At 74.1% G+C, this 14,771-nt stretch carries 12 protein-coding genes and 2 pseudogenes; 5 read left to right on the top strand and 9 right to left on the bottom strand.

The features are described 5' to 3' along the window. Positions 1-32: 32 nt before the first annotated feature. The 8 genes and pseudogenes from AB0N76_RS36730 to AB0N76_RS36695 all read right to left on the bottom strand — a co-directional run. Positions 33-335: pseudogene (locus AB0N76_RS36730) on the bottom strand (DUF4331 family protein); the annotation flags it as partial. Between the two features lie 376 nt (positions 336-711). Next, the gene (locus tag AB0N76_RS36725) at positions 712-1,077 is read right to left on the bottom strand and encodes a cupredoxin domain-containing protein (RefSeq protein WP_363564930.1); all 366 of its coding nucleotides are present in this window, start codon (positions 1,075-1,077) and stop codon (positions 712-714) included. A gap of 99 nt (positions 1,078-1,176) precedes the next feature. Continuing rightward, the gene (locus tag AB0N76_RS36720) at positions 1,177-2,013 is read right to left on the bottom strand and encodes a ferritin-like domain-containing protein (protein WP_363564928.1); all 837 of its coding nucleotides are present in this window, start codon (positions 2,011-2,013) and stop codon (positions 1,177-1,179) included. Next, positions 2,010-2,816 (bottom strand): ferritin-like domain-containing protein, encoded by an 807-nt coding sequence (locus AB0N76_RS36715; protein ID WP_363564926.1) that lies wholly within the window; start codon positions 2,814-2,816, stop codon positions 2,010-2,012. Before AB0N76_RS36715 ends, AB0N76_RS36720 begins: the two co-directional genes overlap by 4 nt. 192 nt (positions 2,817-3,008) lie before the next feature. Next, positions 3,009-3,752, bottom strand: coding sequence for an anti-sigma factor (locus AB0N76_RS36710; protein WP_363564924.1), 744 nt, complete (start codon positions 3,750-3,752; stop codon positions 3,009-3,011). Next, positions 3,749-4,333 (bottom strand): sigma-70 family RNA polymerase sigma factor, encoded by a 585-nt coding sequence (locus tag AB0N76_RS36705; protein ID WP_363564922.1) that lies wholly within the window; start codon positions 4,331-4,333, stop codon positions 3,749-3,751. The genes AB0N76_RS36710 and AB0N76_RS36705 overlap by 4 nt, the downstream gene beginning before the upstream one ends. 276 nt (positions 4,334-4,609) lie before the next feature. Next, positions 4,610-5,188 carry a hypothetical protein gene (locus tag AB0N76_RS36700; RefSeq protein WP_363564920.1) on the bottom strand — a complete coding sequence of 193 codons (579 nt, stop codon included), beginning with the start codon at positions 5,186-5,188 and terminating at the stop codon, positions 4,610-4,612. A gap of 165 nt (positions 5,189-5,353) precedes the next feature. Continuing rightward, positions 5,354-9,232, bottom strand: coding sequence for a hypothetical protein (locus AB0N76_RS36695; protein WP_363564918.1), 3,879 nt, complete (start codon positions 9,230-9,232; stop codon positions 5,354-5,356). A gap of 365 nt (positions 9,233-9,597) precedes the next feature. Between AB0N76_RS36695 and AB0N76_RS36690 the strand changes: the two genes are divergently transcribed. The 4 genes from AB0N76_RS36690 (at position 9,598) to AB0N76_RS36675 (ending at position 13,014) form a co-directional block, all read left to right on the top strand. Then, positions 9,598-10,038, top strand: a complete 441-nt coding sequence (locus tag AB0N76_RS36690) for a hypothetical protein (RefSeq protein ID WP_363564916.1) — start codon at positions 9,598-9,600, stop codon at positions 10,036-10,038. A gap of 84 nt (positions 10,039-10,122) precedes the next feature. Then, positions 10,123-10,542 carry a DUF2690 domain-containing protein gene (locus AB0N76_RS36685; RefSeq protein ID WP_363564914.1) on the top strand — a complete coding sequence of 140 codons (420 nt, stop codon included), beginning with the start codon at positions 10,123-10,125 and terminating at the stop codon, positions 10,540-10,542. Between the two features lie 210 nt (positions 10,543-10,752). Continuing rightward, on the top strand, positions 10,753-12,450 hold the full coding sequence (locus tag AB0N76_RS36680) for a serine/threonine-protein kinase (protein ID WP_363564912.1): 1,698 nt from the start codon (positions 10,753-10,755) through the stop codon (positions 12,448-12,450). Between the two features lie 72 nt (positions 12,451-12,522). Continuing rightward, positions 12,523-13,014, top strand: coding sequence for a histidine kinase (locus tag AB0N76_RS36675; protein ID WP_363564910.1), 492 nt, complete (start codon positions 12,523-12,525; stop codon positions 13,012-13,014). A 59-nt stretch (positions 13,015-13,073) separates the two neighbouring features. On the opposite strand, the gene AB0N76_RS36670 is transcribed toward AB0N76_RS36675, so the two are convergent. Then, a complete protein-coding gene (locus AB0N76_RS36670; protein ID WP_363564908.1) occupies positions 13,074-14,141 on the bottom strand; it encodes a winged helix-turn-helix domain-containing protein in 1,068 nt (355 codons plus the stop codon). A 110-nt stretch (positions 14,142-14,251) separates the two neighbouring features. Here AB0N76_RS36670 and AB0N76_RS36665 point away from each other — a divergent pair. After that, positions 14,252-14,771: pseudogene (locus tag AB0N76_RS36665) on the top strand (MFS transporter); the annotation flags it as partial.

Genomic DNA, 14,771 nt, shown 5'->3' with positions numbered 1-14,771 from the left:
GAGTGGCACTCCGCACCACGGCGGGCGCCCGCTCAGTTGGACGGGTTGTGGTAGCCGTCGTAGGGGACGCCGAGGTAGGGGAAGGTGTCCAGGTAGGGGTTCTTGACGTCGGCGGGCGTCAGGCCGTCGGTGATCGCGCCGGTGGCGGCGTCGAGGGTGAAGGAGGGGTCGACCAGCGGCAGGGTCAGACCCGCCACGGCGCGCAGCTCGATCGTGACGACGTCGTCGAAGACCCGGCGCCCGTTGGGGAAGCCGGCCGCGTCCCCGGCCACCAGGCCCAGGATGTCGGGCTTGGCGGACGGGGGCACGGCGACGTTGAGGCGCAGCATGTCGGCCTGGGTGTCGCCGGTGTAGTTCTCGCCGGCGACCCGGACCGCCCGAGCGGAGTGGCCGAACCCCAGCTCAGCGCCCCTGTGTTCGGCCGGGCGGGTGAAACGGGTGCCTGGGCCCCACGGTTACCCATCCGGTCCCGGCCCGGGCACGAAGACCAGCTGACAGGACGCCCCCGCGCTGCTCCGCGACTCTTCGCAGGGATCGTCGGCGGGCTTTTCGGGCTGCACGAAAGACACGAAGGATCCGAGGTGGTTCGGGATGTTCCGGACACGCGGGGCCCCCAGGGCGATCGAGCCGCTCGTCTCCCTCGCCCCGCCTCCTTCGGGCTGCGGTGTTTCGGGACCGCCCGTGGAGGCGGGACGGGGCGCTGGACATCGGTCAGCCGACGGTGAGGGTGGCGCGCATGTACTGGTGGATGCTGCAGAGGTACGGGTAACTGCCTTTCCTCGAAGGGACGGTGAAGGTCGCCGACGCTCCCGGTCCGATGGCCTTGGTGTCGAAGGACGCGTCCTCGGCGGTGACCGTATGGGGGGCGGAGTCGTCGTTGAGGACGGTGATGCTCTGCCCGGGGCGCACGGTGAGGTCGGTCGGCCGGAACCGGAAGCCGTCGATGGTGATCCGGGCGTCGGCCGACGCGCCACCCGAGGGGGTGCCGGCCGGCGCGGACGGACCGGAGGAGCAGGCGCCGAGCGCGAGGGCGAGCAGGGAACCGGCGAGGGCGCGGTGGAGGCGTACGGCGGTCACGGGGTGCGGTCCGTTCCGGGAGAGGGGATCGGTGCGGGCCCGGGGGAGGGGGAGCGGAGGTCTCGCGCCCGGGCCCGCACCGGCTTTCGGGACGCCCGCTCAGACGGTGAGCAGGGCGGGGCCGGCGGCCTTGTCGACCGGCAGGAAGTCGTCCGGGACGGGGTACTGGCCGAGCACGTAGTTGAGGATCGCCGCGTGCATCGCCTCGACGGGGGCGATGGTGGCGGCGGTGGCGATCCCGGCCGGGCTGGTGACGCTGTAGGTGGCGAACAGGTACGTCTGGGCGGCCTGGTCCTCCAGCGCCAGGGCGAGCTTGGCGACGTCGCCGACGCTCGCGGCCTTGCCGAGCGCGGCCACGGTGTCGGCCTGGTTGGACAGCGGCACGTCCGTGACGGCGGGTTTGCCGGCGCCGGTGAGGACGGCGTTCCAGGCCTTGGCGTGGTCGGCGTGCTGGGCCATCGCGGTGGTGACGAAGGTCGCGACCGCCGGCGGGACGGTGCCGAGCTTGCCGGCCTTCGCGGCGTCCAGGGCGGCCTGGTAGGCGCCGACGGCCTGGTTCTCCAGCGCGGTGGCCAGCGCGACGACCCTGAGGTCACCGGTGTACAGCCCGGACGCCGCCGCGGACGCAGCCCCGGAGGCCGCCCCGGAGGACGGCGTCGACGCGTCGGCGGAGGAGGGCGGGGCGCTGCCGGACTTGCCGCTGGAGCACGCCGCCAGGGTCAGGGCGACCGCCGCGCCACCGGCGCCGAGGAGGAACCGCCGCCGGCCCGCGTCCCGCGGCGCACCGGCCGCGCGGGCCCGGATCTCCTCCGTCAGGTCCAGGGCGCCGGCCCGCATCGCGGGGAGGCTGTCCTGGTGGGCCTCGTGCATCTCGCCTGTCAGGCGGGCGAGTTCACGCTCGCTGATGGGCAGCTCCCAGCCTTCGGTGGTCGTCACTTCATGGCCCCTTCGCTGATCGGGGAGGCGTTGTCGGTCTTGAGGAAGGCGTCGGGGAAGCCGACGCTGCCGGCCGCGGCGGGCAGCTTCGCCGGGTCGACCGGGATGGTGATCAGGTCGGCGGCGTTGCCCGCGAGCAGCGCCTGCACCGCGAGGAGCGTGGCGCGGTGCTGGGCCTCCACCGGCGCCACCGAGGCGAACAGCCTGCGCAGGTCGGCGTCGGAGACCTGGGAGACGTTCCTGGTGTACGTCTGCGCCGCCACGTCCTCCAGGGTGATGGCCAGCTTCACGACGTCCGCGGGACCCTTGATGGTCGGCAGCGCCTGGTCGACGACGGCCTTGTACTTCGGGTCCGGGTTGTTCTGGGCCCGGCCGCCGGCCCGGGTGACGGCGGCGTTGAACGCCTGCGCGTGGGCCTGGTGCTGCTGGGTGGTCTTGGCGATGAACGCGGCCACCGTCTTGTTGCCGTCCTTGATGAACGGCAGCCCGGCGGCGGTCTGGTAGACGCCCACCGCCAGGTTCTCGATCGAGGCGGCGGTCTGCAGCGCCATGATGTCGTTCGCGACGGAGACGGACGGCGACGCGCTCTCGGCGAAGGCCCGCGAGGCGCCCCACAGGGCCGCCAGGCCACCCGCTCCGGCGATCAGGCCGCCGCGCTGCCACCAGCGCCGCCGGACGGGTTCGACCGCCTGCCCGAAGCCGATCAGCGCGTCGCGGGTGATCCGCGCCGCGTCGCTGTTCAAGTCCTCGGACTGCTCGGTGAGTTCTTCGAGCAGTCGGGTGTCGATGTGCTCTGGAGGCATCGTGCTCCCGTCTCAGGCCGGAGCCCGCGGCGTGCGGGCTCTTACACCAGGTCTTCGGGGGCGCCGCGGCATCGGCTTGCCCGGGATCTCGCGTTCACCCGCACGAGTTAATTCCGCGGCGGCGCATGGCCGAACGGCAGAGCTGCCGGTACGCCTGCGGGGACGAACGCCTTCGCAGGCCCGGTGACCGCGTCAGGTCAGGGGGAGCAGTATGAGGGGCTGCCCGGTGGGATGCTCGGAGCCGCCGGACGGCTCCTGCGTCACCCCGACGCCCACGGCGCCGTCGACGGGGCCCGCGAGCAGGAGCTGCCCGCGGTCGGCGGGCAGCAGGCCGGCCGGGCGCATGGTGCCGGAGTCGTCGAACCACAGTTGGTAGGTGCGTCCCGGCGGCAGGGCCGGCAGACCGGTGGCGAGGAAGGCGGCCTGCCCGCGGCCGGCCGACCAGACCACCGTGCCGACGGCCGGCCCGGCGACCGCGGTGGTGGTTCGCGCGTCCGGGGCGGTCAGCAGACTCGTGACGGCGGCCTGCTCGGCGCGCAGGGCGCCCGCCCGGGCCTCGGCGCGTCGGGCCCGGTCGTGCTGCTGGACGGCGACCGCTCCGAGGCCGGCGGCCAAGGCCAGGCAGGCCGCGAGCGCCCACTCGGGCCACTGCCGGGCCGGCCACGCGGTCCGCCGGCGGCGTGCGACGGGCCCGGTCAGCGGCGGGAGTTGGCGCACGTCGCCGATTCCCGCCATGACCCGGGCCTTGAGCCCGGGCGGCACCGGGCCCGACTCCGCCGACCCGAGCCGGGCCAGCGTCGCCTCGAACTCCGCGACCTCCTGCGCGCACGCCGGACACCGGGCGAGGTGGCGCGCGAAGGCCAGCCGTTCCGCTTCGGGCAGGGCGTTGGCCGCGTACGCGCCGGTGAGGGTGTGCAGGTCCGGGGCCGCGTTCATGATCCAACTCCGAGGCAGTCGCGCAGGCGGATCAGCCCGTCCCGCATCCGGGTCTTGACGGTGCCGAGCGGGGTGCCCAGCTGTTCGGCGACCTCAGGGTAGGAGTACCCCCGGTAGTAGGCCAGGGTGACCGACTCGCGCTGCAGCTCCGTCAGCGCCTCCAGACAGCGGCGGACCTGCTCGCGTTCCAGCCGGTTCTCGACCTGCTCGGCGACCTCGTCGAACGCGGGCGTGTGCGAGCGGGCCGCCACCTTCTGATCCCGGTCGGCACTGGCCTGCGCCGCGCGCACCCGGTCCACCGCGCGCCGGTGCGCCATCGTCAGCACCCACGGCAGCACCTCGCCGCGCTGCGGCTCGTACCGGGCGGCGGTGCGCCACAGCTCGAACATCACCTCCTGGGCGACCTCCTCCGACTGCGCCGGATCGCGCAGCACCCGCCGCACCAGCCCCAGCACCGGGCCGGCCACCGCGTCGTACAACCGGGAGAACGCCTCCTGGTCGCCGAACGCCGTCCTGGCGACCAGCTCCCGCAGGTCCGGCCCCCGGAACCGCGGCCCGGCCAGGTGCACGACACCGCTCACCGGACCACCCCTTCCCCGCCGGTGCCACGCCCGGCCGGGTGCGGTGGTCGCGACCTGCCCCAGGTGCGGCAGCCGAGCATGAGAACCTCCTGGATCCGACAGCGGGCACAACCGGTCGCCCTGTCTTCGTCACCGCGGGCCCCGCGGATTGCCGCCGGAACCAGAAAACGCCCGAACACTACGGCAGTCCCCATCGGCACGGGCGCCACACCCGCCGACGCAACGGCCCTGCGGAGTCGTCGGCGGGTTCGACGGCCTGTCCGTCTTGACTGCCGGTCAGGGCCCTGCGGGTTGTCGTTCCGGCCGGCGGGAGTCGGGGAGTGCGCAGGCGACCGCGGCCGTGAGGGATCCGGCGCAGAGCAGGTAGAGCGCGGCCGTCCGCACGGTCCAGGGCGGCGCGCCGGGGACGGGGCCGAGAGCGGGGCGGACCTCGTGGCGGGGATCGTAGGTGAAGAGCACCGGGCAGCCGACCCCGAGGTGCTCGTCGCGGGGGTCGGTCTCCAGCGTCCAGCGGGTCCCGTCGGGGGCGCGGGCGGTGAGGTAGAAGCTGCGGCCGGGCAGGGGACCACCGCTGTCGAAGCCTCGGCTCCACTGCCGTTCCACGACGCCGGTGACCGTCACCCCGCGTTCGTGCCTCGCCTGCACGTCGGTCCAGCCAGGGGTGACCACGCCGTAGACGGACGCTCCCAGTAGCACAGCGGTCGCGGCGGCCGCCAGGACGGCTCGCGGGACGGACTCCCGAGCCGAGCCGTGGTAGAGGACCACGACGTGGACCATCAGGGCGGCCAGTCCGATGACCAGCATGGCCAGATAGAACAGCCCGTCGGCGGTGTACCGGTACACCGTGGCCGTCACCCACGAGCCGGCCACCACAGCGGCGACCGGAGCCGCGGCCGCGATCACGAACCGCCCCAGAGCTTGCCAAGCGGGACGAGCCTGGTGCCCCCCGAATACCCCCATGGCACACAGCGTGACCCTCGGCGGTTCGGCCGACAAGGCCACCGACACGAGTGGTCGTGATCAGCAGATCCTCCGGTAGGGCACCTCGGGGAGGTAGGTGTCCCAGTCGGCTCGCGACAGTCCCCCTCCGGTTCGCTCGCAGATGGCGGTGGCTTCCTGGTCCGGGGCGACCGTGAACTCGTGCGCCGGTACGTGCTCGGTCGCCATCCGCAGGGTCCGGCCGTCGGGGCTGAAGGCCAAGGAGAGGGTGGCGCCTCCCGGCGCGGGGAGGGCCGGGCCGAGTGGTTGACGGGAGGCGAGGTCCCACATCCGCACCGTGCCGTCGGTGCCCGCGGCGGCCAGGGTGCGGCCGTCGTGGGAGAAGGCCAGCGCGGAGATGGGGTCGAACGCCCCGGTGGCGTTGGGTCTGAAGGTGCCGGGCAGTACACCCAGGTTCCGCTCGGCGGCGCCGTCCCAGAGGGTGACGCGACCGGCTTGATCGCCGGTGGCCAGGTACGCGCCGTTCGGGCTGAACGCCACCGTGTGGGTGGTGTTCTGGGTGAGCGTACGTGAGGCCACCCGGCCTGACAGAAGGTCGGCGAGTTGGTTGTGCGAGGTGACGATGAGCCGTCCGTCCGGCCGCATGGCGAGTTGTTCTCCCCCGATGCCGGGGATCACGCGCGTCCTGGCCCGTTGGGAGACGTCCCAGACGTCGATCGACTCCTGCTGCGGCATCCGCGAGACCAGCAGCGATCCTCCGTCCGGGGTGAAGGCGATCGCGTTGACGCCGGCGGTGAAGGGCTGTTCGGGAGCCAGGAGGTCCAGAGTTGCGGTCATGCGACCGGTGTAGACGTCCCAGACGGACACGGTGGGCGGTGAGCTGAACTGCTCGCGGCAGACGACGCCGTAGGCGAAGGCTCCGCCGTCGGGACGGAATGCCATGAGGACGGTGCGGGCGAGGGAAACCTGCTTGCCGTCGGGGTTCGACGGGCAGGAGATGCCCGGCAGGTCGACGACGTGTCCTCCGTCGCGGGGATCCCGCAGCCGGAAGCGGTACGTGCCGTCGCCCGCGGGCGACGACAGCGTGGCGAGTGTCCTTCCGTCGGGACTGAACAAGGCAGCCGTGATCGGCTGGTCCGTCCGGGCCGGGGCCAGGGCATGGGTGAGGTCGATGGTGCGAACCACCGCTCCGGTCGTGCCCTCCAAGTATCGGATCCAGTGTGCGTCCGGATCCAGCCTGAACTGGCTGGCGTCGGTGTTGGCGAGCGGATGACGGAAGAGAGGAGCCGGCGGGCTGTCGAGGCGCCACAGCAGCACCTCTTTGCCGTCCGAGGCCACCATGAGCGTTCCGGCCGCGCTGAACGCTGCCTCCGTGATGTCGGGATGGTCGATCCGCGGGAGTTCCGTTCCCGAGGCAATGTCCCAGATCCGGACTCCCCTGCTGTCGACGACTGCCAGCCGGCGGCTGTCCGGTGTGAACCCGACGGCTTGGTTGAGGCACTGCTGCGCGGTGGCGTCGGGAGCCCCGGGGAGCGGGACTTCTCGCTGCTCGGGCACGTTCCACACCTGGACCGGCCCGCCCGGAATGCACAACGCCATCAGGCGGTCGTCGGGGCTGATCGCCGCGTCGGGGTACGGGTAGTGCTGCAGGCGGTCCTCCAGCCACATCCGCCGCTGCCTGACTTCGGGTACCCGAAGCAGCTCGTCGCGGGTGACCGGCCTGCGCGCGCCACCGCCGGCACGCCGTTCGAGTAGCAGCCGGCCGCTGCGGGGATCCCGGACCTGGATCACGTCGTCCGTGCCTGCGGTGGCGAAGAGGAGCAGCGTCCGCCCGCTCGGGCCGAGCCGGGCCGCGGTTCCGGTCAGATCGAGGTCGAACGGGTGGCGTGTCACCGGGGAGCCGCCCGTACTCTCTGCGATCAGGTCCCGCACGTTCACGTGATCGTGCTCGAACACGGCGAGTGTCCGGGCGTCGGCACTCATGTCCTCCACGTCCCCGGCCTCGCCCCCCAGACCGGGAAGTGTCGCCACTCGGCGGTGCGTGTCGACGTCCCACTTCACCACCTCGTCCCGGCTGACACCGACCAACGTGCGCCCGTCGCCGCTGAGGAAGTGCGTCTCTGGGACGGCCTTGTCGGACGGTGGGTCGATGAAGACGTCCTGATCCGGCTGGACGGCGGCGCCGAGCAGTGCGGACCGTGTCTCGGGGAGATCGGCGGTCTTCCACGCGGCGAGGCTCAGCCGCATCGCCGTGACCGGGTCGGAGGAGCGCATGCCGTCCGCCGCGGCGGCGGCCTGGCGGGCGGCGGCCTCCGTGCGGCGGCGTTCGCCGGTCAGGCTCTGCTGCCACGCGGTCACCCCGGCCAGCAGCGCGAGCACGACCAGGGCGGACAGCGTGGCGAGCAGGGTCCGCAGCCGCCGGGTGGAGCGCGCCGCGCTCCGGTACTCCTGGTCGCGGGCGGCGAGACCGGCGGTGAGGAAGCGGGACTCCAGCGGGGTGAGGTGCTCGTGATGCCCAGCGGACGAGAAGGCCGCCTCGGCCGCTGCCAGGCGGGTGCCGCGGTAGAGCGCTCCGGGGTCGTGGTCCAGTTCCTGCCAGGCTTTGGCCGCTTCGGTGAGGTGCCGGTGGTGGCGCAGCCTGTCGCGGGCCTCCTCGACCCACTCGTTCAGCCGCGGCCAGCAGCTGATCAGTGCTTCGTGGGCCAGGTGGACGGTGTCGCCGTCCAGGGTGAGCAGCCGGGCGCGGGCCAGGCCTTCCAGGACCGCTGCGGTGTCGGTGTCGCCGGTGCCGAGGGATTCGAGTTCGGCACGGGCGGCGGGACGGCTCGTATCCGGTGTGCCGTCGCCCGGCGTGACCAGCCGCAGCAGGATGCGCCGGGCGACGACGGCCTGCTGCGCCGTCAAGTGGCCGTAGGCCCGCTCCGCGGTCCGGGCGACGGCGCCGCGCACACCGCCGGCGGCTTCGTAGGAGGCCTCCGTCAGTGCCCTTCCCTTGCGGCGGCGCCAGGTCTCCAGCAGGGCGTGCGACAGCAGGGGGAGTCCGCCCGGCTCGCCGTCGATCTCCTCGACGATCCTGGTGGCGAGGGCGCGTTCGACGATCAGGCCGGCCCCGGCGGCCGGTTTGACGATCGCCTCCCGCAGCTCGGCGGGGCCCATCGGCCCGACCAGCAGCGTGGCCTCCCGCAGGGCCACGGCGAGCCCGTGGTGCTCCGCGCAGCGGCCGAAGAAGTCCGCTCGCACCGCCAGGACCACCCGTAATCGGCTGTCCGGCTCGCACGCCGCCAGGAGCAGGCCGATGAAGGCGGCGCGTTCGGACGGATCGGTGCACAGGGTGAACGCCTCCTCGAACTGGTCCACCATCAGCACCGTGTCGCCCGCGCCGTTCCCGGGCGCTATGACTGCGGTGTGGTCGGAGGCGGGCCGCGGGCCCGGAGTGAGGATCCGGATGGCGGCCGGACCCGTGCCCGTCGCGCCCCGGTCCCGGAGCGCCGGGATCAGTCCGGCGCGCAGCAGGGAGGATTTTCCGCTGCCCGAGGCGCCCACGACGGCGACCAGCCGGCGGGAGTCCACCAGGGCCAGCAGATCGGCGACGATCCGGTCCCTGCCGAAGAACCGGTCCCGGTCACCCGGCTCGAAGCGGGCCAGGCCCCGGTACGGCGCCTCGCCGTCCGCACCGTCCTCGCCGTCCCCGGCGGCCACTTCCTGCACCGCCGCGTGCCAACGCCGCTCCCACTCCGCGAGGTCCCCGCCGCAGGCCTCCACATAGGCCAAGGCGACTGCCAGTGAGGGGAGTTGCAGTCCGCCGGCCGCCCGCGACAACGTCGCGACCGAATACCGGGTCCGGCCGGCCATGACCCGGTAGGTGAGGTTCCCCTTCTCCCCGCGCAGCTTGCGCAGCTCCGACGCGAAGCGCTGCACCGGCCCGGCAGCCGGATCCAGCGGACTCTCCTGGCGGCCCATCGCGTGCCCTCCCCCCGCTCGGCGACACCGCCGGGCCGCGTCAACCTACGGGCCGGGAAAAGCCGCTGCAACGGCTTCTCCTCAGCCTGTCTCGTTCCAGCGGGCGTTCCGGCCTGCGGAGCCGCATTTGTTTCGAGCGGCGAGGAGGGCTGCGCAACAACCGGTCGGCCGCGAAGACTCGAAACGTGCCGAGGCCGGAGCACAGCAACGGCCGGCCCCGGCGACGGCACGACCGTGCCTCGGCGACCTCACCGCCCGTACGGGCCGTGTTCGCCGCTCCTGCGCAGCGCAACGGCATCCGGGACCCCACGGCTCGCGGACCGCCGAGCAGCCCCCTCCACTCTCCACACCAGAAGGAGACAGCAATGTCACTCGTCAGGATCCGTGCCACGATGGCCGCGCTCGCGGCGAGCGCGGCGCTCATCGGCGGCACCGTCACCCTCGCCGCGCCGGCCTCCGCCGCGCCGCAGCCGCTCAACTCCCCGGTCGCGTGCGCCACCGCCAACTACCACTGGTGCGACGCCGTCGGCGCCACCGGCGAGTACGCGCAGATGAACGTGTACTGGGGGAGCGACGGTCACGAGTACGTCGACGCGTTCCTCAACACCACCCACCAGGGCCAGAACCTGTGGACCCTGACGTGGAACGGCAGCGGCTGGGACTGGTCCGGCACCCCCGCCACGATCGACGAGGGCAACGGCTGGTGGGGTGCCGTCGACTACGGGCGCTCCGACGCCGGCAAGACCATCAAGCTCGCCATCTACAACTGGGACACCGGGCGCTACATCTACACCAACGCCCACTGAGGTCCCCCCTGCGGCGGGCAGCGCCGAGCCTGCCGGGCAACGTCAACCACCCCTCTCCTCATCTCCTCAGGGAAGGAAATCCCGATGAAGCGTACGAATCGCGCGGTCAGGCTCCTGATCGGTTCCGCGGCGGCCGCGATGGCCCTCGCCGGGCTCGCCGCTCCGACCGCGTCCGCCGCCACGCCCCAGGTCACGGCCGGTTGCTCCGGGCTCTCCTGCTTCGGGCTGGACCCGGTGAACGCGGGCTGCGGCGCGGACGCGTACACGGTCGAATCGGTGGGCTCGGCGAAGGGCACGATCGAACTCCGCTACAGCCCTTCGTGCAAGGCGAACTGGGCCCGGATCTCCGGCGCCTCGGCCGGGCAGTGGTTCTCGGTGCAGGACGACAAGAACTGGTTCCAGTGGTGGCGCACGACGGGCGCCACCGGCTACGGCAACATGGTCGACGGTACGGGGGCCGCGATGGCCTGCATAGACGGCGGCGTGTGCACCCACTGGCACTGACGCTCCTCCGCCCGTTCGGGGAACCGGGGGGCTGCCGTGACAGTGCGGCTCCCCGTCCTCGGCGGGGTCGGTAGCTGACGCCCGGGTGGGGTGTGGCCAACGGTCGACACCCCACCCGGGCTCCTGCTTTCCTCGGCGGCGACGGGCGGACCCCGGCAGCAGGCAGGGGGCGGGAGCGAACGGTCGGTGCTCACCCCTAGCATGTGCGGCATGAACACTGGGGGGCCCGAGGCGCGGCTCATCGACGACCGCTTCGAACTGATGGAACGTCTCGGCGGCGGAGGCATGGGCCTGGTCTGGCGTGCCCGGGACACCATGCTGCACCGGGAGGTCGCGCTCAAGGAGGTCCGCCCGCCGGACCCGGCGATGGCCGCCGCCGACCCGGCCGGCGCGTACGAGCTGCGCGAACGCGTGCTGCGCGAGGCCCGCGCGCTGGCCCGGCTCCAGCATCCGAACGTCGCGGTGATCCACCACATCGTGGACACCCCCGGCCACCCCCACCCCTGGCTGGTGATGGAGCTGGTCGGCGGCGGCAGCCTCGCCGACCGGATCGCGCGCGGCCCGCTCACCGTCCCCGAGGCGGCCCGGATCGGCCGCGGTGTGCTCGCCGCCCTGCGCGCCGCGCACGCGGCGGGGATCCAGCACCGCGACGTCAAACCCGGCAACGTGCTGCTGCGCGTCGACGGCACCCCGGTGCTGACGGACTTCGGCATCGCCGCCATGCAGGACGCCACCGCGCTCACCGCCACCGGCGCGCTGATCGGCTCGCCCGAGTACATCGCGCCGGAGCGGATCCGCGGCGAGGAGGGCAACCCGTCCTCCGACCTGTGGTCGCTGGGCATGCTGCTGTACGTCGCGGTGGAGGGCCACCACCCGCTGCGCCGCGGCACCACGCTGGCGACGCTCGCCGCCGTGCTGGACGAGCCGCTGCCGCCGCCGACCCGGTGCGGTCAGCTGGGGCCGGTGCTGGCGGCGGTGCTGGCCCGCGACCCCGCGCTGCGGCCGGACGCCGAGCAGTTCGACCGGGCTTTGGCGGCCGCCGCCGAACCGGTTGGGTTCGCCCCGGGCCCGGGCTGGGCGCCGACCTACCTGGACACGCCGCATCCGCCGGTCGGCCCGCCGTACGGCACCGAGCCGGACACCGGCGGCGGCGCGTACGTCGACTCCACCGGACCGCAGTACCCGGACACGACCGGCCCGTCCACGCCGCCGTCCCCGCCGCCGGCCCGCCGCCGCGGCGGCACCCTGGCCACCCTCGCCGTCGCCGGGGTCGCCCTGGCGGGCGTGCTCACCTGGAACCTCCTCCCGGACACCGGCACCGGTGCCGCCGGCCGGGGCGCCGCCCCGTCCGCGCCGTCGACCCCCGCCGACCCGGCCGCGACGGGTGCGGCGACACCCGCCGGGCCGACCACCAAGGCCGCCCCCAGCGCTGCCGCGACCACCCAGGCCGCCCCCAAGGGCACCCCGGTGGCCAAGGACCTGGTCACCCCGGACGGCGTCCGCACCGTGATAGCCGCCGTCAGCGCGCAGTCCGGCGGCACCCGGGTCAAGCAGCTCGCCGTCTACCCGGAGCACGCCAGCGCCCAGGTGCCGACCGCCGACGGCCGCGCCTACGACTGGTACGACTACCGCGACGGCAACGTCACCAAGCGCAGCGGCTCCTCCATGGGCAAGGACAAGACGGTCGACCTCGCCCAGTACGACTGGGACACCGTGCCGGCCCTGCTGAAGAAGGCCCTGGACACCCTCAACGTCAAGGACCCGACCAACCGCTACCTGCTGATCGACGCCCCGCTGCCCGACTACGCGCCGAGCATCCGGGTCTACCTGTCGAACGACTACCACATCAGCGGCTACCTGGTCGCCGACCCCAAGGGCACCGTCCGCCGCACCTACGCCGCCGACTGACGACCGATCCACGCGCACGGACGGTCGACCACGGCGGGCCGGACGCCCCGGTCCTGCGCCAAGCTGGTGACCATGAGCGACAACCACCACGTCCTGCTGCTCGACTTCACCGACCGCGCGGCCTGCCGGACCGCCTTCGACGAGGCTGCGCACCTTCCCGGCCTCCGGCAGTCCGCGATCGTCGAGCGCCTGGCCGACGGCACCCTGGAGGTGCCCGCCAGCCAGGTGCGCGGCGCGGGCACGTCGACCGTGGGCGCGGGGGTGGTCGGCGGCCTCGCCGGACTGCTCGGCGGACCGATCGGCGTCCTGCTGGGCTGGGTCGCCGGTACGGCGCTGGGCGGCGCCGCCGAGGCGTGGCGCGACCACGAGGGCGGCGCCGGGCTGATCGTGCTCGCCGAGCAGGTCGACGAGGGCCACAGCCTGCTGGTCCTCGACCTCGCCGAGCAGACGCCGGAGCCCGCCGACGAGCTCGCCGCCCGCCACGGCGTGACCCTCCGCCGCATCCCGGCCGCCGAGGTGGCCGAGCGCGTCAAGGCCGCCCGCCGCGCCGCCGAGGAGTCCTGACCCGGGGTGCGGCGGGGGCCCGCCGGAGTTCCGCGTCGCTTGCCCTGCTGCGGGCGTCGTCAGGGACGTTCGGGGGAGGGTGGTGCGGCGTCCAGGAGGACCTGGCCGGCCGGGGTGCGGTGGTAGAGCACCCCGCGGCCCGCCCGGCGGCGCAGGGCCAGCCCGGACTCGCGCAGGATCCGCAGGTGGCGGCCGACCGAGCCGAGCGGCAGCCCGGTCAGGGCGACCAGTTGGGTGGTGGTCTTCGGGCCGTCGAGCAGGGTCAGCAGCTCGGCCCGGCCCGTCCCGAGCAGCGCGGCCAGGGCCTTCGGCACCGGCCGGCGGCCCTCCTCGGCCAGGACGCCCGAGCACGGGTACACCACGGCGAAGCGCCGCCCGGGCCGGGTGGTGCGCCGGCCGTCGACCGGCGGTACGTCCCAGCAGACCCAGCTCTGGCCCGGCGTGACCGGGACGAACAGCAGCTCGACGCCGGTGAGTTCCATCGGCGGGCCGCTGCGGTGGTCGGTCCGGTCGCCGATCCGCAGCCGGTCGCCGCCGAGCCAGCGCATGCCGGGGCGCAGGTCGTCCAGGGCGGCGGCCCAGCCGCCCGTGCCGAGCCGGGCGGTGCGGGCCAGCACGTCCGCCTCGATCACCCGTCGGCGCCGCGCCCAGCTGGGCTCGACCGTCTCCGCCCACACCCAGGCCAGCAGCTCGGCCGCGCGCTCCGCCAGGTCCTCGCGGCGCAGCAGCGGTGGCAGGGGTCGCGGTGCGCCCCCCAGGGATTCGGCGAGCGACTCGGCCAGGTCGGCCCGGGCGACGGCGGGCGGCGTGGCGCGGAGCAGCTCCAGTTCCCGCGCGAAGCCGTGGTCCTCCCCGGGCCCGGGCACCGGGGTCGACCCCGGTGTCGGCGTCAGGAAGGTCGCGTTCCAGCGCGGCCCCAGCGCGGCCCGGACCAGCGCGGCCGTGACCGGGTTGTCCGCCAGCCGCTCCCGGTAACGGGGGAGGTGCGCGTCCAGCCAGCGGTGCTCACCGGCGTGCGCGCCGCCGCCCCGGTGCAGGGTCTTCAGCGCGGCGACCGTCTCGGCCAGCGGGGACAGCGCGAACCGGCTCCCCGCGAGGGTGTCCGCGTCGACCCGCCACCAGCTCATGCTCTCGACCCACCCATGCTCTCGACCGATCCGTGCTTTCGACCACGCGTGCTTTCGCCGACCGGCGAAAACCTAACGCCCCGGCGATCACGCCGGAAAGACTCCCCGGCATGCGCACCTATCGAGAGCTGTTCCGCGACCGGGAGTTCGCCGCGCTCTTCCTCTCCACCTCCGCCCAGACGGCGGCCCAGACGACGGCCGGGCTCGCGCTGGGCGTGCTGGTGTTCCGGCGGACGGACTCGCCGCTGCTCGCCGCGCTGGCGATGTTCGGCCCGGCCTTCGCCCAACTGCTCGGCGCGGCAACGGTCCTGTCGGCCGCCGACCGGCTGCCGCCGCGCGCCGCGCTGACCGGGCTGGGCCTGCTGCTCGCCGCGGGCACGGCCGTGCAGGCCCTCCCCGGACTGCCGGTCGCCGCGCTCTTCCCGGTGCTGCTCCTCCTCGGCGTGGCCGGGGCTGCCGGCGGCGGCGCGCGCTACGGGCTGCTGCACGAACTCCTCACCGACGACGGCTACCTGCTGGGGCGTTCCGCCCTCAACCTGGCGGCCGGGCTGGTCCAGATCGGCGGCTTCGCCCTCGGCGGCGCCCTGGTGGCCGCCCTCGCGCCGGGCGGCGGCCGTGAGCAGCGCGCCG

It is taken from the genome of Kitasatospora sp. NPDC093806 (assembly GCF_040683335.1).
In the GTDB taxonomy this organism is placed as follows: Bacteria; Actinomycetota; Actinomycetes; order Streptomycetales; family Streptomycetaceae; genus Kitasatospora.
Note: the sequence above shows the minus strand (reverse complement) of the source record. Positions and strands in the feature narration are given on the sequence as shown.